Origin of the sequence: Algoriphagus namhaensis (genome assembly GCF_042649705.1) — a bacterium.
GTDB classification, from domain to species: domain Bacteria; phylum Bacteroidota; class Bacteroidia; order Cytophagales; family Cyclobacteriaceae; genus Algoriphagus; species Algoriphagus namhaensis.
The window spans coordinates 322539-339484 of record NZ_JBHRZS010000003.1 but is presented as its reverse complement, the minus strand read 5'-3'; the positions used below and the strand labels follow the sequence as shown (position 1 = coordinate 339484).

General features: G+C 41.7%; 18 protein-coding genes and 1 tRNA gene. 13 read left to right on the top strand and 6 right to left on the bottom strand.

Features of this window, described 5'->3' with window-relative positions:
* Both ACFOSV_RS03145 and ACFOSV_RS03140 read right to left on the bottom strand, forming a co-directional pair.
* Positions 1-453 carry a nuclear transport factor 2 family protein gene (locus tag ACFOSV_RS03145; RefSeq protein ID WP_377903307.1) on the bottom strand — a complete coding sequence of 151 codons (453 nt, stop codon included), beginning with the start codon at positions 451-453 and terminating at the stop codon, positions 1-3.
* Between the two features lie 10 nt (positions 454-463).
* Entirely contained in the window at positions 464-1141 is a 678-nt protein-coding gene (locus ACFOSV_RS03140) for an SDR family NAD(P)-dependent oxidoreductase (RefSeq protein ID WP_377903305.1), read from the bottom strand.
* A gap of 54 nt (positions 1142-1195) precedes the next feature.
* Between ACFOSV_RS03140 and ACFOSV_RS03135 the strand changes: the two genes are divergently transcribed.
* Positions 1196-2089, top strand: a complete 894-nt coding sequence (locus tag ACFOSV_RS03135; protein WP_377903303.1) for a mechanosensitive ion channel family protein — start codon at positions 1196-1198, stop codon at positions 2087-2089.
* Positions 2067-2408, top strand: a complete 342-nt coding sequence (locus ACFOSV_RS03130) for an MGMT family protein (RefSeq protein ID WP_377903301.1) — start codon at positions 2067-2069, stop codon at positions 2406-2408. Before ACFOSV_RS03135 ends, ACFOSV_RS03130 begins: the two co-directional genes overlap by 23 nt.
* A 1-nt stretch (position 2409) precedes the next feature.
* On the opposite strand, the gene ACFOSV_RS03125 is transcribed toward ACFOSV_RS03130, so the two are convergent.
* On the bottom strand, positions 2410-3852 hold the full coding sequence (locus ACFOSV_RS03125; RefSeq protein ID WP_377903299.1) for a sodium:solute symporter: 1443 nt from the start codon (positions 3850-3852) through the stop codon (positions 2410-2412).
* A 56-nt stretch (positions 3853-3908) separates the two neighbouring features.
* Between ACFOSV_RS03125 and ACFOSV_RS03120 the strand changes: the two genes are divergently transcribed.
* From ACFOSV_RS03120 to ACFOSV_RS03090, 7 genes are all read left to right on the top strand, one after another.
* Positions 3909-4199: an ATP-dependent Clp protease adaptor ClpS gene (locus ACFOSV_RS03120; RefSeq protein WP_377903497.1), complete on the top strand. Its 291-nt coding sequence runs from the start codon at positions 3909-3911 to the stop codon at positions 4197-4199.
* Between the two features lie 13 nt (positions 4200-4212).
* Entirely contained in the window at positions 4213-4833 is a 621-nt protein-coding gene (gene recR, locus ACFOSV_RS03115; protein ID WP_377903297.1) for a recombination mediator RecR, read from the top strand.
* Positions 4834-4949: 116 nt separating this feature from the next.
* A tRNA-Ala gene (locus ACFOSV_RS03110) sits at positions 4950-5026 on the top strand.
* A 180-nt stretch (positions 5027-5206) separates the two neighbouring features.
* Positions 5207-5632: a hypothetical protein gene (locus ACFOSV_RS03105; RefSeq protein WP_377903295.1), complete on the top strand. Its 426-nt coding sequence runs from the start codon at positions 5207-5209 to the stop codon at positions 5630-5632.
* A 41-nt stretch (positions 5633-5673) separates the two neighbouring features.
* Positions 5674-6111 (top strand): hypothetical protein, encoded by a 438-nt coding sequence (locus tag ACFOSV_RS03100; protein ID WP_377903293.1) that lies wholly within the window; start codon positions 5674-5676, stop codon positions 6109-6111.
* Positions 6112-6113: 2 nt separating this feature from the next.
* The gene (locus ACFOSV_RS03095) at positions 6114-6386 is read left to right on the top strand and encodes a hypothetical protein (RefSeq protein WP_377903291.1); all 273 of its coding nucleotides are present in this window, start codon (positions 6114-6116) and stop codon (positions 6384-6386) included.
* The gene (locus ACFOSV_RS03090; RefSeq protein WP_377903289.1) at positions 6386-7201 is read left to right on the top strand and encodes a Cof-type HAD-IIB family hydrolase; all 816 of its coding nucleotides are present in this window, start codon (positions 6386-6388) and stop codon (positions 7199-7201) included. The genes ACFOSV_RS03095 and ACFOSV_RS03090 overlap by 1 nt, the downstream gene beginning before the upstream one ends.
* On the opposite strand, the gene ACFOSV_RS03085 is transcribed toward ACFOSV_RS03090, so the two are convergent.
* Together ACFOSV_RS03085 and ACFOSV_RS03080 are read right to left on the bottom strand one after the other, a co-directional pair.
* Positions 7198-7875 carry a DUF2461 domain-containing protein gene (locus ACFOSV_RS03085; protein ID WP_377903287.1) on the bottom strand — a complete coding sequence of 226 codons (678 nt, stop codon included), beginning with the start codon at positions 7873-7875 and terminating at the stop codon, positions 7198-7200. The two genes, ACFOSV_RS03090 and ACFOSV_RS03085, sit on opposite strands and share 4 nt — an antisense overlap.
* A 69-nt stretch (positions 7876-7944) precedes the next feature.
* Positions 7945-9240: a UDP-N-acetylmuramoyl-tripeptide--D-alanyl-D-alanine ligase gene (locus tag ACFOSV_RS03080; protein ID WP_377903285.1), complete on the bottom strand. Its 1296-nt coding sequence runs from the start codon at positions 9238-9240 to the stop codon at positions 7945-7947.
* A gap of 89 nt (positions 9241-9329) precedes the next feature.
* On the opposite strand from ACFOSV_RS03080, the gene ACFOSV_RS03075 reads away from it, so the two are divergent.
* From ACFOSV_RS03075 to ACFOSV_RS03065, 3 genes are all read left to right on the top strand, one after another.
* On the top strand, positions 9330-11417 hold the full coding sequence (locus ACFOSV_RS03075; RefSeq protein ID WP_377903283.1) for a T9SS type A sorting domain-containing protein: 2088 nt from the start codon (positions 9330-9332) through the stop codon (positions 11415-11417).
* Between the two features lie 62 nt (positions 11418-11479).
* Complete coding sequence (locus ACFOSV_RS03070) at positions 11480-13183, top strand: amidohydrolase (protein ID WP_377903281.1); 1704 nt, start codon at positions 11480-11482, stop codon at positions 13181-13183.
* A 142-nt stretch (positions 13184-13325) separates the two neighbouring features.
* Positions 13326-14693, top strand: coding sequence for an alginate export family protein (locus ACFOSV_RS03065; RefSeq protein WP_377903279.1), 1368 nt, complete (start codon positions 13326-13328; stop codon positions 14691-14693).
* An 82-nt stretch (positions 14694-14775) separates the two neighbouring features.
* Here the strand turns inward: ACFOSV_RS03065 and ACFOSV_RS03060 are convergent, their stop codons facing one another.
* Positions 14776-15804, bottom strand: coding sequence for a hypothetical protein (locus ACFOSV_RS03060; protein WP_377903277.1), 1029 nt, complete (start codon positions 15802-15804; stop codon positions 14776-14778).
* Positions 15805-15962: 158 nt separating this feature from the next.
* On the opposite strand from ACFOSV_RS03060, the gene ACFOSV_RS03055 reads away from it, so the two are divergent.
* Positions 15963-16925, top strand: a complete 963-nt coding sequence (locus ACFOSV_RS03055; RefSeq protein WP_377903275.1) for a hypothetical protein — start codon at positions 15963-15965, stop codon at positions 16923-16925.
* Positions 16926-16946 lie beyond the last annotated feature (21 nt).

The following is a 16946-nucleotide window of genomic DNA, read 5'->3' as shown; positions in this document are numbered from 1 at the left end:
TTATTTACAGCCTTCTTTTCGGCGAGTATCTATGATGAAGACGATTTTCCAACCTTCGCTTTTTTTCACAAGCTGAAATGAATTGACTCCACAGTGGCTAAATGTCTCATTGACGTAGAATTCATAAGGAGTCCAAGCGGAAGCCAATGTCCCATCTACTTTGATCTGATAGTCAAGAATTCGCTCATCCAGTTGTGTGTCGGCAGGCGTCTGTCCTATTCTATCCAAAAAATCTGAGACACTATTTCCCCGAGTTTCGCTTCCCTCTGGATTAGACACCACCGTCTGCATCATCGCATCTGGATCAAAAGCTGATGAGATCATTTCAATATTTTTGGCACGCATGCCGTCAAAAAGTGTCTGAATAACAGCCTTCACCTCTTGATCAGCCGACTGCGCCGAAACAAGGAAAGTGCTACTAAAAAAGACCAAGAGAAGTAGTGATTTTTTCATAATGTTGGATTTATGCTTGACCAAAAAGCTTGAAGGTCATGTTTTTCAATTCGGGATGATTCACAGCAAAATGCATAGAATCAGCAATATCTTCTGGCTTCACCCATTTTTCAAAGTCAGAATCTGGCATAGCCTCTCGATTTTGAGGTGTATCAATAATGCTCGGGACGAAAACATGAGAGCCTATTTCGGTTCCTTTCACCTCTGCAGCAACAATATCAGCGAGAGCAAAAACAAGTTTTTTGCTCATGGCATAAGCCAAAACCCCTGCACCATCTTCAGCATTCATAGCAGGACGGGCACCTACAAAAAGAAAAGTTCCGGATCCTTGGGCCTTGAAAATGGGCAGAAACTGCTTGACTAGATGAAATGAAGAAAAGAAATTGAGCGTAAACATTTTCTCAAAATCTTCTTGGGTGGTTTGCTCGATTCCTCCCATTGCAAAACCTCCTACTAGCAGCGCAATTGCGTCCAAATCACCATGCTGAAGTTGGTATTCCTTGGTAAACTCTTCTACCGAACTAGCTGAAGTCACGTCCACTTCATAGAGATAATCTACCTCCTCGATTTGATGATTCTTGCCTGGCTCTACCACCGCGATCACCTCATATCCTTCGCGACTAAACTTGTCTACCACAGCCGAACCCAAATTGCCGGCAGCTCCTGTCACTATAATATTTCTACTCATTGGAATAGTTATTTGTAATAAAGCTTAAAATTAGTCTTTATTTTTAAATCCTAGATGAACACACTCAAATCCCATATCCTCAGCCAAGAGAATAAAAATCGAAGGAATTTTATTCTTTTGATTTTGGCTTTAATCCTTGTTGAATACCTCTACCAAGGCAATGATTTGGTGAAAAAATGGATTGAAACCAACGAGTTTCTTGGCCATTTTTTTCAAGCTCTGATCTTCCTGTTTACTGGCTTTGTCCTCATCGCACTCGGTCGGTTTATTGTGTTGCGTTTTTACCTCAACCGGAAAATTGAGTCTGCCGTCCAGCCCAACTTTGTTTTGGGAATCAACCGAATATCCGTTTTGCTTAATGTATTCGTGATTCTCATTACGCTTATGTTAGCCTTTGGAATCAAACCACTGGAGTTTCTCACCAGTATTACCATCGTTGCGGCGGCTATTGCCATTTTGACCAAGGATTACATTACTGGGATTATCAATGGGCTAATCATTATGTTTTCAGATCAAATCGCCGTCGGGGATAAGATCAAAATAGGCAATCATCTTGGCTTTGTCCAGGACATTACCCTGATCAACTTGGTGATCAAGGACAATTCTAACAATCTGGTAACCATCCCTAACATTCAAGCGCTAAATCTGGATGTAGTGAACTACTCTAAAGGAAAAACCTACCAGATCGTCTTTACTTCAGAGCTTGACATCAAGGAAGAAGAGGCAATCTCAAAGATCCCGGAGAAAATTACCGGAATCCTAAGAAAATATGGAAGCAAAGTGGAAATAGAAGGCTTTGTGTTTTCTGTGTTAGAAAGAAAAAAGGATAGCTTCCTTGTAAGAGTTCAGTTTCCTCTTCTTACTGCGCACCAAGAACTAGAAACTGTCATCACTCAGGAAATCAATCAGGCTTTAATTTATTGGAATGACGAAAAAGGAAAAGCCTAATTACTTTGACTTGGTCTATCAAGTTGTACGTGAAATCCCACCTGGGCGAGTCACAAATTATGGCACGATCGCCCATTACCTAGGGCTGAAAAGTGGGGCTCGAATGGTGGGCTATGCCATGAATGCCGCGCATACCCTACCTGACGTCCCTGCACATCGAGTGGTGAATGCTTCAGGCTTATTGACTGGTAAGCATCACTTCGCCACACCAACCCTTATGCAGGAATTATTAGAAAAAGAAGGAGTCAAGATCGTCAAAGACAAAGTACAAGACTTTGAAAAGTGTTTCTGGGATCCAGATAAGGAATTGCTAATCTGACTTACTTTTTACGGAAAATCATCATTCCCACAAACATCAGGAGTCCGTTCAGAATCAGAACTTCGAAGCCGAATTTATATCCCCAGAATAGGGTTTCGCTATTTTCAGAAATCAAAAAAGCCAATAAAGGAGCAGCGACAGCTAGATACGGAATGACTTTGTCTTGAACCTGCCACTTGGTGAAAAGTCCGAAGGCATACAAGCCCAAAAGCGGCCCATAGGTATACCCTGCAATGATAAAGACCGAATTGATAACGCTCTGATCATTGATCCATCTAAAAAGCAAGATCACTAGAAACATAACCAGCGTAAAAGCAATGTGAACCTGCTTGCGCACTTTGACTTGCTGTTCTTTAGGGTACTTTTTCTCGAGCTCCAAAAAGTCAATGCAAAAGCTTGTGGTCAAAGCTGTGAGGGTAGAATCTGCGCTGGAATAAGCCGCAGCTGTGATACCTAAGACAAAGATAATTCCGGCAAAAGGCGTAAAATATTCTGTTGCAAGAAGTGGAAATAACTCGTCGCTCTTTTCTGGTAGCTGAATTCCTTTCGCCTCTGCAAACAGATAAAGCATCACGCCCAAAGCAAGGAAAAGTAGGTTTACGATTACCAGAATAGTCGTGAACCAAAACATATTCTTTTGAGCTTCACCTATATTTTTACAGGTAAGATTTTTCTGCATCATATCTTGGTCCAGCCCCGTCATCACTATGGTGATAAAAGCTCCTGATATAAATTGCTTGAAAAAATTGGTTCCAGACTTCCAGTCCCAATCGAATATTTTGGATCGAGGGTCATCAGAAACCGAGGAAAAGTAATCTTTTACCCCATCAAAACTCAGTTCACTGCCAATCAAAAGAATACTTACAACAACTGCAAGAAGCATAAAAAAGGTCTGTAAAGTATCCGTCCATACTACCGTTTTGATACCTCCTCTATGGGTGTAAATCCAAATCAAACCAACCGTAATCAAGACAGAAACCCAAAAGGGAATACCCAATGCATCAAAGAGAATAATTTGCAAAACACTGGCTACAAGAAAAACCCTGAGTGAAGATCCCAAGGTTCTGGAAAGGATAAAAAAGAAAGCCCCGGTCTTGTAAGACCAAAAGCCAAATCGATCCTCCAAGTAGGAGTAAATCGAAACTAGGTTCAACCTGTAATAAAGTGGGAGTAAGACCTTAGCGATAGTGAAGTATCCCAAAGTATAACCCAAAACCACTTGGAAGTAGTAGAAGTTTGTATTACCCACTTCGCCCGGAACAGAGATGAATGTAACCCCTGAAAGCGAAGCTCCAATCATACCAAATGCCACAAGAAACCAAGGCGACTGACGATCTCCAGTAAAGAAGGTGTCTGATGACACATTCCGAGAAGTAAACCATGAAATCAGAAAAAGGAGAAAAAAATATGCGCCAATTACTGCTAATACTACCTGTGGATTCATAAATCGGGTGAGGAATTAGCTGCTAAATTGTTCATTATTCCTAAATTTGCAAAATGATGTTTATAAGTTCCCAGATTCCAAATATTGAAGAATCCGAGGTCCTTTTGGAAGAGGAGTTGGATTTGGAAGATTCCGCATTGGTGGTCTTCAATGATGATGTAAATACCTTTGATCATGTGACTAACATTTTGATCAAAGTTTGTGAACACTCCGTCGAACAGGCCGAGCAGTGCACATTGATCATCCATTACAAAGGCAAATGCGCAGTAAAAAAAGGCTCATTCAAAGAGCTCAAGCCAAAATGTGAGGCGATTTTGGATGCCGGCATTCAAGCTACAATCCTATAAGTCAACCCTCTACGTGAACATCCCCTCCAAGCTTATAGAAGACGCAGTTACCGAAATTTCTCGACTACCGGGAATCGGAAAAAAAACAGCTCTGCGTCTGGCTTTACATCTTTTAAAGCAAAACCCAGTGCATACTGAGGCCTTGGCACTAGCCTTGACCACCATGCGCAACGAAGTACAGTACTGTTCATGCTGTCACAATATCTCTGACCAAGAACTTTGCTCCATTTGTCAAAGTAATAAACGGGATGGAAGCTTAATCTGCGTGGTAGAGGATATTCGAGATGTTCTTGCCATTGAAAATACCAGTCAGTACCAAGGTAAATACCATGTTCTTGGCGGGGTAATTTCTCCACTTCAAGGAATAGGGCCTGAAGAACTAAAAATCGAAAGTCTTATCACACGTATCGACCAGAGCCGAGAAGATTCTCCAATTTCTGAGGTAATTTTAGCACTAAGCGCTACCATGGAAGGAGATACCACTTCTTTTTACCTCGGCAAGCGACTGAAGGACAAAAACGTCAAAGTAAGTACTATAGCAAGAGGAATCCCAGTTGGAGGCGAACTCGAGTACACAGATGAAGTGACCTTGGGTCGAAGTATTCTGACTAGAATTAATTATTCTTCTGAGTAAAAAACCCTTTGCGCAGCCGAAAGGGCTTTCTATATTTGCAAACCAATTCGGGAAGGTCACTTAGATCGCCTGAAAAATTAAATCACTCAAGTATGTTGAGTGTTATTGATAAAAATGGGGGATTAGCTCAGCTGGCTAGAGCGCTACACTGGCAGTGTAGAGGTCACCGGTTCGACTCCGGTATTCTCCACCAAGGCTGGCCTAGAGCGTCCCGACGAAGGTCGGGAAGGCCACCGGTTCGACTCAGCCCCGAATGCTTTCGGGGTCCACCAAAAGCTCCCCGTTTTCGAGGGAGCTTTTTTTGTTGCCCTGGTCACAACCGAAAAAACTCTATTTCGTTTATTCGTATGCTTCCCCCACTACCATAGCACTCATGAAAAAGTTTTTTCTTATATTTTTTCTGCTCCCACTTATCTCTTGTGCTGAGAACGATAGCCCAAATTGTCTAGATTCGGAACTAGGCACTGCATTTCCGACTCGAATTAATCAGACTACAAACTTGTGCTCTGAAGATGTCTCGGTGACTTTCTTAGAAGCATTGAACGAATCAAGATGTCCGAGTGATGTAACCTGTATTTGGGCGGGTTTCGTACACGTAAAACTAGAGCTGAAAGTGAATGGAAAAAAATCTGAGATTGAACTCAGCTCCAATTCAACTGTGAATGGAGTTCCTGCAACAATCGATTTTGAATCTTTCAAATTTATTTTAGTAGATGTTCTTCCTTATCCCTCCACTACTGCCAAGATTGACGGAAATAAGCGTGAAGTAATTCTTACGGTAGAAAAAATAGGGAGCTGATTATTTTTAGTACTTTAGAGATTACAACCCCTCTAGTGCTTATGAAGACTCTTTACAGCTGCTTTCTGGCAGTTTTGCTTTCCGCTGCCTTAATTTCTTGCTCTTGTGAACCAGAAGACATCGCCAGATTTGCAGTTTCTGGAATGGAATCTATGCTGGGTGAGGGATTTATACCTTCTGAAGAAATCCGTCAACTCGGAGAATTTCAAAATGTGAGCGTAAATCTGAGCCAAAATAAATCTGAGGGGCTCACAGAGTCTACCATTTTCCTAAAATTAGAAAATGGAGATCCAGTACTTCTGGGGAATCAGCCTGAAGTTTTAGCTAGAAAATGTGCGGAACTCTACATTCGTGACTTCGAGAAAAGCGCAGATTACGACATTATCACAGTACAATTTATCCAGATCGATCCTATGAATTCGGAAAACATTGCCATGCAAGAACACACTTTCCAAATAGAAGATTTCAAAACACAATAACTATGAACTTACCACCAGAATTTCAAAAAAGACCATTGACGCTAGGAGACTGGATTATTTCAGTTTTGGTAACCAAAATCCCACTCATTGGATTTATAATGTTGATCGTTTGGGCCGTTGATTCGAACACAGAGCAGAGTAAAGCGAATTGGGCAAAATCTGAGTTAATCGTCAAGTTGATCGGTTTTGCCATTGCTGTCATCATTATCTCTATCATTGGATTTGGTGTGTTCGCAAACTTTGCAGACGAGATTGATTGGTCACAGATTGATTGATGAAGTACAAGGCAATTTGTTCTGACATTGATGGAACACTTTTAAACTCTCTTCGGGATCTTTCCCCGAGGCTGATTGAATCAGTGAGTGCTTTTCCTACAGACTTCCCCATTATCCTAGCTAGTTCTAGAATGCCAGAAGCTATGCGACATTTGGTTCGTGATCTTGGGAAGCATCCCCAGCCATTAGTCGCCTACAATGGCGGATACGTCTTGAGTTCTGCGGGAGCTATTTTAGAAGACTCAAGTATCCCTTTGGCCTTGGTATCAAAAATCCTTGACCTCGCCAAAAATACGGAAATTCATATCAGCCTATATCAAGGAGAAAATTGGTATGAAGAAAAGGACGACTATTGGTCACAGCGTGAAATCAGAAATACGAAGGTGGAATGTACTTGGATGAGAGGAATTGATGTTTTAAACCTTTGGTCCCGGGGCAATTCCGGCGCCCATAAAGTCATGTGCATGGGTGATAGTAATGAGCTGAATTGGCTTTTTGGTGAATTACATCTCGAACATTCCGCCGATTTGCATTTATATCGATCGAGTCCAACCTATCTCGAAATTGCACCCAAAAGTATTTCAAAAGCCACAGGTCTGAAGAAAATCCTCGAAAATGAATATAATTTTGGGATGGATGCCGTCATCGCCTTTGGTGATAATTATAATGACATGGACCTACTTCAGCAAGTAGGCTGGGGCGTGGCGGTGGAGAATGCCAAACCAGAAGTAAAAGCTGTCGCGAATGAAATCACTGCTACCAATAAAGAGGATGGAGTAGCGATAGTACTGGAAAAACTAACTAGAAAACCTTAAAGAATACCCGAGCCATCCTCGACATCCTCAATCGCTTGCTCCAAAAACTCATTAAAGGGCATCATTTTACGAAATGAATCCAAGGCTATATTTAAGTAGGCACCAGAATTCACTTGGGCATCCTGAAGCGCTGCAAAAGCGGTAAAGCTTTTCAGCCGCAGATAATCAATGTGCGGATGATCTTGATCGTAGTCTCTCGGAGAAGTTTTTAGGCGCTCCCCATCAATTTGACCAAAAGTATTTTTGAAGTCAGGGTGCTCCTCTATTTCTTTCAGGCGATCTCCTGAATAGTCTATTTCTCTACGGATTTTTTTGAGAGTATCAGCCTCTGGCATCCAGATTCCTCCACCCAGCATGGATTGGCCGGGCTTGATGCTCAAGTAAAACCCGGGACCTACTGACTTCTTACCCTTGGGTGAGAAATATGCCGAAAAGTTCGTTTTATAAGGATCTTTATTAGCTGAGAAACGCACATCTCGATTGATTCGAAACACACAGTCCTTGGCTTTAAAGGAGTCCATCCCAGGTAAAAACTCACCCAGCCCCTTAATTAGGTAATCCACATCCTCCATAAACTCACTTCTCGTTTCGTCATACCACTTTTTATTGGCCAGCATCCAGTCTCGATGATTATTTTCGGCTAAGGCAGACAGAAACTTGAAATAAGGTCTCATTTGAATGGGTTTTTGTGATTAGAATAAATGGTATGGCTCAAGAAATTAACTGGTTTTGCTTTTTGAAGTTTAAATAAAATCCACCAAACCCTCCAATTTCATCCCTCGGCTTCCTTTGATCAAAATCAGATAGTCTTCAAGCTTGCTGTCCTCCAGCCAATTCCTAAGTGAAAAAGGATCTGGAAAATATAAGGCCTTGGGAGCCTTTTCAAGTGCAGAAACAATCAGCTTTCCTGTAAAGCAAACCTTGTCAATCTCGTATTCGCTGACAATTTCACCCAACTTTCTATGCTCCTCTTCGGCATAGTCTCCCATCTCAAACATATCGCCCAAGATGATCATTTTGTGTTTTTTTCCACTCATCTTACCAAAGGTGCGAATGGCACCCTCCATTGAAGAAGGATTGGCATTATAAGCGTCCAGAATGATCAAATTGCTGCGTTTCTCGATTAATTGAGAGCGCATATTCTCAGGTTTGTAGCCGACTACTCCCTCCACAGCATCTTTCAATGGGACACCAAAAAACTTTCCAACAGTTAAAGCATTGGCAATATTCCCAAAATTATAAGTCCCAATCAGCGAGGTTAAATGCTCCCCAGGTACTCCCTCCACTGAAAACTTCACAAATGGATTTGCTCCATGAAATTCCACTTCGCAAAAATCTCCTTTGGCTGGATATAAAACCGGATTCTCAAATCGCTTGATCATATTACTCAAAATGGGGTCTTTAGAGTTGATAAAGACTTTCCCCTTATTCGCACGGAGATGTTGATACAGCTCCGTTTTGGTTTTCAATACTCCTTCCGGCCCGCCCATTCCTTCGAGATGAGCCTTGCCGATATTGGTAATAAACCCATGGGTAGGTTCGGCGATCTCGCAAAGTTCTTGAATATCCCCCTGCTTATTGGCACCCATCTCCACAATGGCAATTTCATGCTCAGGTTTAATTTCAAGCAAGGTAAGTGGTACTCCGATGTGATTATTGAGATTTCCTTTTGTGGCCGCAGTCTTAAATTTCTTTTTGAGCACTGCGTGCAAAAGCTCTTTCGACGTGGTCTTTCCATTTGATCCAGTCAAACCGATAATGGGAATACTCAGCTGATGTCTATGATGATTGGCAAGCTTTTGAAGCATTTCCAAGGCATCCTCTGCGATAAAATACCGCTCATCGTCTTCTATAAAATATGCTGGATCATCAATCACCACAGTTGAAGCACCCATCTCCAGAGCTTTTGCGGCAAACTCATTTGCGTTGAAGTTCGGGCCCTTCAGGGCAAAAAAGAGATTACCTTTTTCGATCTTTCTCGTATCAGTACTTACTCCAGTACTTTTCAAAAAGAGCTGGTATAAAATGGAAACGTTCATAGTTTGACGGATATTTGTATCAAAATAAAGGAATGATAGACATCTTTGAGTTCCGAAGGCCGTAATAATTTTACAAGCTGTCCAAAATTTTGATTCCAAGAATACTTTTATGTCTCTGTTTTTTTGCTAGCTCCCTCGCATGGGGGCAAGAGCGGTATTCTTTACAGACAAATGTTGAGGTTTGGCAGGATGACCAAAAAGTCAATAGCCCATTTTCAGGAGGGGTCAATTCGGCACAAATTCAAACTCTAGACCTGACGGGCGATGGTGTAGAAGAATGGGTGATTTGGGATATCAATTCTAGACAGCTCCAAGTTTTCGCAAAGGATGGCGACCAATTCACACATTTACCTGAGCTAAGCTATGCTTTTCCCGAAGATATTAATGGATTCTTAGTCATTAAGGACTTTGACGGAGACGGCAAAGGCGATCTTTTTACTTCCACTGCATTGGGAATTAAGGTTTACAAAAACACGAGCGTCGGCAACAATCCATCTTTCGAGATTGCCAGCCCTGTACTTCGATTAGATACCGGACCAAATATCCAGGCGAATAATTTAGACACTCCTCTGCTCCAAGATCTGGATTCGGATGGTGATCTGGACTTGATTATTTTCAATTTTGCCTCAGGGGACTTTTTGGAGTTTTATAAAAACACCAGCATCGAGCGCAAAGGAGTTGCCGATATTGACGGGTTTAAATTTCCTGTTTCTTTCTGGGGTGAATTTGTGTTTTGCGCTTGTGCAGAATTCAGTTTTGGAGCAACCTGTGAAGGACTCCCGATTAGTCAAAATAGCCTTTCAGACCCAAATGCTCGAATCTTACATGCAGGTGGACATTCCATTTTGTATGAGGACTTTGATGGAGATGGCTTGAGCGACTTGCTCCTTGGACGCGATGAATGCGATATTCTCTACTTTTTACCAAATAAGGGTACGGAAGTCTCACCAGTGTTTGACGAGTTCCAGACCGAACTCCCAGGCTATGGGTCTCTTCCAGCTTTCCAACGATTTCATGTAGGCCGACTAATTGGTGATGATTTGATAATTAGCCTAAATACCAATGAATCCTCCTTCAATTTTACGATTGATTTTGCAGAGTCCATCGTGCGACTTGATGGATCAGCAGCTGAGGCAACTCCGGTTTTACAAGATCAGAATTTTGATTTGGGAGAAAATACCCGCCCTTTTTTTCGGGGAAATAAATCTTCAGGAAATCTCTGGCTGAGCTACAACACGACAACCGCATCCGGTACTCAGTCGGAACTGGCTTCGCTCAGCTTATCCAACGGCATATTGACTGTGAAGGAGAATGTAGAACCTAGCCTTTCCAATCTTAGATTACTCGATGCTCAATATCTGGAATTTGTAGACCAACAAGGAATCAATCATCAAATCGTCAGCGGGATCAGATATGAAAATAGTATTCCGACTCAGCAGCTATTCAGATTTGATCAGGGAAACTATATGGACTTTGATCTTTCAGGATACTCTCCAAGTCGCGGAGATTACCTTCAGTTTTTTGAGTATTCAGCTCAGGATTACATGCTGGTGGCAGCAAGAAATGGCAGCTTGAGTCTTTATTCCATTGATTTTGCCACCCAATCGTCAACGCTACTGGAAGAAGATTTCTTGAATTTCCGAGACAACCCTGCCAATCGAAATCTTTTTGTGGCCGTATGGCAAAAAGAAAATCCAGATCTCTACACAAGTGACCAGCTAGGCAGGGTCATTCACATTCCCAACTTTATGGAATCCGAGCTACGGGAGGAAATTCAGATTGAAATCGGAAATCAACTTTTCCCGACTCGTCTGGGTAGAATCAATGCATTAACAGTCATCCCTCCACTTTTTAGTGAGGCTCCTGACCTTCTGCTCGGATCGAGCGGAGGTGGCCTAATTTACCTCACAGGCAGCAATACAAATAGCCCTGGAGAAGGTGAATATTTATTGAAAATTTTTCCTAACCCGAGTACAGGCCCAATAAAAATTCTGAGTAATCGATCAGCCAAAGGCAGAATTGTCACGGCGATGGGCCAAGTCCTTTTAGATGATATCGAGATCCTTGCCAATCAAGAGTTACAGATTCAAGGAATGCCGTGGACTCCTGGATTGTATATTTTACAAGTTTCTGTAGATGACGAATTCCTAGAATCTAGGAAATTCTACATTCAGTAAGGGTGAATATTTTGTGTTAAGGATAAAAGGAGGTAATTTCCTTTCTTTCACAAAATAACACTATGAGAAAAATCTATTTAATTGCTCTTTTTGCCTTGATTTGGGCGAGTTGCAGTACACAGAAAGCCGAAGAAGCTGACCTGATTTTTACCAATGGCATCATCTACACGGTCGATGAAAACAATCCCAAAACCGAGGCAGTCGCTGTCAAAGATGGACTGATCCTAGGAGTAGGAACTACCGAAGAAATGCTAGCACATACTGGCGACAACACCGAAGTCATCGATCTACAGGGTAAAACAATGACACCCGGGCTTATTGAATCTCACGCTCACTTGATGGGTATAGGATACAATAAGCTAGAACTGGATTTGATGTATGTGAAAACTTACGACGAGTTGGTTGAGAAAGTAGGTGAAGCTGTCGCAAAAGCAAAGCCTGGAGACTGGATCACTGGCCGTGGTTGGCATCAAGATAAATGGATAGAAAAGCCAGACAACATGGTCAAGGGTTTTCAAACCAATGATAAACTAAACGAAGTATCGAAGGACAATCCGGTTTTTCTTCGTCATGCTTCTGGTCACGCTTCCTTTGCAAATGATAAAGCACTGGAAATGGCCGGAATTACCAACCTGACAGGTGAACGTCCAGGAGAAGTGGAAGGTGGAGAAATAATCGTAGATGATTTTGGAAACCCGACGGGTGTATTGACGGAACGAGCTTCTGGATTGGTTGCTAGATTAGTACCCGCCGAAACTCCTGAAAGAGCGGAGGAAGCTTTGACCTTAGCCCTTCAGGAATTAGTAGAAAAAGGAATTACCTCTTTTCATGACGCTGGCTCGGGTCAAGATGTAATTGACTTAGTACAAAAATTTAAGGATGAGGGTAAACTCACGGTCCGTCAATACATTATGTTAACTGGCCGCCAGCCAGAGCTTTTGGAAGAATGGTATAAAAGAGGACCCATGATCGATTCTACTGATCATATGCTCACGGTTCGTTCGATCAAGCTTAATTGTGATGGAGCTTTAGGCCCTAGAGGGGCTTGGCTATTGGAAGATTATTACGATCGCCCAGGACACAGAGGACATGAGACTTTACCGATGGAAGTGGTGACTGAAGTGTCAGAAAAAGCTTTACCCCTAGGATTCCAAGTTTGCTCACACGCCATTGGTGATCGAGCGAATCAAGAAATCCTGGATAGATATGAAGCTGCTTTCACAAAAAATCCAGGCGCTACTGATCATCGTTTTCGAATTGAGCATGCGCAGCATATTCATCCAGATGATATCCCCAGATTTGGGCAACTTGGTGTGATTGCAGCCATGCAAGCTATTCACTTAAGTTCCGATAGACCATGGGCTATAGATCGTTTGGGAGAGAAAAGAATTATTGATGGAGCCTACGTTTGGCAAAAGCTCATGAAGTCAGGTGCTGTAATAGCCAATGGCACAGATGCTCCAGTGGAGCCGGTAGATCCATTACCGTCATTTTATGCCTCAGTGACTCGTAAAACACTGGAGGGTCTTCCAGAAGAAGGCTATGAAGCAGATCAGAAAATGACACGAGCTGAAGCCTTAAAATCGTATACCTTAGACGGGTCCTATGCCGAGTTCGAAGAAGATTTCAAAGGCTCCATTGAGGTAGGTAAAGCAGCTGATTTCACCATTTTTGACAAAGACATCATGGAGGTACCAGAGCAGGAAATCCTGACTACTCAAGTAATGATGACAGTAGTAGCTGGTAAAGTGGTTTATAAAAAATAATTCCAGATAGCTGTCTAAAGGCCGGCAGGATGAGGACGACGGCATGGTTTTCCGAGCAGGCGTCCTCTTTTTGTTATATACAATCCATCCTTTGAGATACCTTCTTCCAATTTGGAAAAATCATTTATAACTCAGCCAGAATATGACCTTCAACATGAATTCTGCCAGAGACTTCATAAGACCATTTATTAGAAAAGCGAAGTACATTTTTGCGACAGGAATTGTTCTCTTGCTAAGCTCAGAATCATGGGCCCAATTCTCACTTAATGGGCAAATGCTGGTTCGAAGTGAATTTAGAAATGGTTACGGCAAATTAATCAATGAGAATTCGGATCCTGCAGGATTTATCGCACATAGGGCACGATTGGAGGCTAGTTATAAAATCGATCGGTTAAATTTTTTCATGAGCATCCAAGATGTTCGCACTTGGGGAAGCACACCTTCCGCCAACGTGTCAGATGATTTCTTATCTGTGCATGAAGCGTGGGGGGAAGTGAGTTTTGGAGAAAACTGGAAGTTAAAACTTGGTAGACAGGAGCTCAACTATGACAATGCACGTTTTTTGGGAAATCTAGATTGGGCACTCCAAGCCAGATCTCATGATTTTATTCTGATGAAGTATGAAAAAGGGGATTCAAAACTTCATTTTGGGGCTGGATTCAATCAAGATGGATTTAAAATAACCGGGAATACATACACTATTCCAAATAATTATAAAGCAGCCCAAATGGTGAGTTTCCAAAATAAAGTAGGAAGGCTTTCTTACTCCTTCCTCTTTTGGAATGACGGGAGGCAGTTTATAGAAAAGGATGACGCTGGCACTATCTTAAATGAAGGAATCCGATACATGTCCACATTGGCGATCCCAACACTTCGGCTACCCTTAAATAAAACCATGCTTACTGGACAGTTTTATTATCAATTTGGAAATGATGTAGCGGGAAAATCTGTCAGTGCCACTAACTTTTCCTTGCTAGTGACTCAAGAGATTGCCCAGAATGACGAACGAGGCTCCAAGTATAGAATTACCGCAGGATTCGAGTCGCTGAGCGGAACTGCGAGTAATGAATTAGAAAAAAATAATTCCTTCAGCCCTCTTTACGGAACCAACCATGCAGTCAATGGACTCATGGACCTTTTTTATGTAGGTAATAATCATTTCAACACAGTAGGTTTGAATGACCTTTTTCTAAGAAGTCGTTATGATTTCAATTCCACCTTCTGGATCCAGGGAGATTACCACCATTTCTCAAGCGCAGCAGAATTACTAAGCGAGGGAACTTCAGGAGATGAATTAAGCAAGGGATTCGGATCAGAATTGGACTTTACTATAGCTAAAGTAGTTAGCGAGTCAGTTTCCATTCAGGTTGGGTACAGTCAGTTTTTTACTTCGGACACATTTGCGCATTTCCAGAATAATGACCCGCTAAAAGAAATTCAAAATTGGGCTTACATCATGTTTGTATTTCGTCCAAACAACAAAGCCAAATTTATCGGTGTGCCACTGTAGTGAAGTGACTGTAAAATATCTCGACGATTATGAATCCAGCAGAGGACTATGCTGTATCCTAGCCGCAAAAATCTTTGACATACTAAAACTTCGGTATCCCCACAAAATACAAGTCGAAACCACCTAATCCTTTGGGCCGGTTAGAGGAAAAAATCATCACCTGATTAGAAAATTCCCAGTGACCGGATACCACTGGCCTGTATTCGTCAAATTCCGAATTGATGCTCGGGCCAAAGTTTACTGGCTCACTCCATCCGTTTCCGCTTTTAAGTGAATAATACAAATCATATCCCCCAAATCCTCCTGGCCGATCCGACGCAAATACTAGCAAATCACCATACACGAAGGGCATATGATCATTTGATGTAGAACTTATCGAACTTTTCCGAATCTGTTTAGATACGTTTGAAGTCATATGGGAAATGAAATTTATTGGGGAAGTGAAATCCAATTCATAAATGTCAAATTGGCCTTCCCGGTCAGAGCTGAAAAGCAATTGCTCTGGTAGTAGATCAATCCCTAATCCTTCCCCTTTCTCATAATTAGGGGCATAAAAAGTAGGATACATTTCATTACTTCCTTCGTCTAACAACGAAATACTCCATTTTTCTGCTGAATATCCTTCTCCAAAACTAGCGTCAGCCGAAAATTTCGCCAATTGAATTTGATAAGTCCCTTCACAATCGCAGGAAAAAAGTAAGTAGTCATTAATTCCACTCTCCGTTCGTTCATAAAATGAATAAGGCCCCTTCTCATTACAATTAGAATTAACCTCTAGAAGTTTATTTCTAACTCTTCTAAAGCCCTCGGAATTGACATTCGATTCATAAGTTAAGGTAGCATCCTCCTTGCTCCATATAAAGCTCAGATCTCGATTCAGAAGATTAAATTCTCCGCCACGACTTTCACTATTTGAGGAAAAGATCAAGCCCAGATCCGCATCAATAAAAGGTGGATTATAGTCTGAATTCATGTCATCATATGGCGAATTAAGTTCTGTTAAATTAATCACCTCAAATTCAGAAAAAGCGCCTGTTTCGTAAGGAAATCGTTTATCACAGGACATCAGAACCAGACCAAGCAAAAAAACTAGTGGAAGATTTTTCATCATTCAATTATCAACGTAAGAAAGATAACTAACTGTTTTTTTTTGCAAAACTTTTTTCACGATAGATGTTTTTTTTATAGCAATACCCACAGCTTTCAACCTCTAGTGAATAAAAGCCACACATTTTCCCTATTTTCCCAGTTGTAAAAACAATTAGAACTATGTACAAAAAAATACTCGCCATTTGGGTGCTCTGCTTTCTGACAAGCTTTGCGATAGCCCAAGAAAAAAAACCTATGACTTGGCAGGATATACCTACCTGGAAATATATGCAAGGGGCAAGCTTCGAAGTCTCACCAGATGGGCAATGGATCGCCTATGGGATGGTGGCTTTGGAGGCAGATGGAGAAGTAATCCTCCAAAAAGTGAATGACCCCGAATCAAAGAAAACTTTCAAAATTGGATCAACAAACTTTCCTTCAATCGAATTCAGCAAGGATAGTAAGTGGATGGCTTTTAAAGAATACCCTACTTTTTCTGAAAAGAAAGCCAATGAAAAATCCAAAGGAAAACCACTTCGAGATAAGCTAATTCTTCTAGAACTCGGAAAGGAGGAAAAGAAGACATTTGAAAACGTCAGCAGCTTTTCATTCAATGGGGATGCATCGACGCATCTAGCCATCAATCTTGCCAAAGAAGGCAATGGCGACGCAAAAGGATCTGATCTACTGATCTATCATCTCAAGTCAGAAAAGGCTCAAAACATGGGCAATGTCTCAGAATTTAGCTTCAATAAGTCAGGAACTCATCTTGCATATGTGGTGGACGCAGCCAATAAATCTGGGAATGGAGTGTATTTAATGAATCTTGCAAGCAATAGCACTGCGATTTTGGATTCTGACAAAGCCTCATATCAATCCCTCAATTGGACTGAGAAGGGTGAAGCATTTGCGGCACTGAAAATGGTCGAGGACAAGAAGTATAAGCAAGATCACGGCAAGGTAATCGGTGTAAAAAACCTGAACAATCCGCAAGTCACGGTATATGATGCCCAGAAAGACAGTACTGGATTTGATCAAAGCTATACCATCAGCGGCAACCAGAGACCGATGTGGTCAGAAGACTTAACCCGCCTCTTTTACGGCATTCGCCCTTTGGTTTTGGCTAAAAAAGAAGAGCCATAAAAGGAAGTGAACAAAGATTCC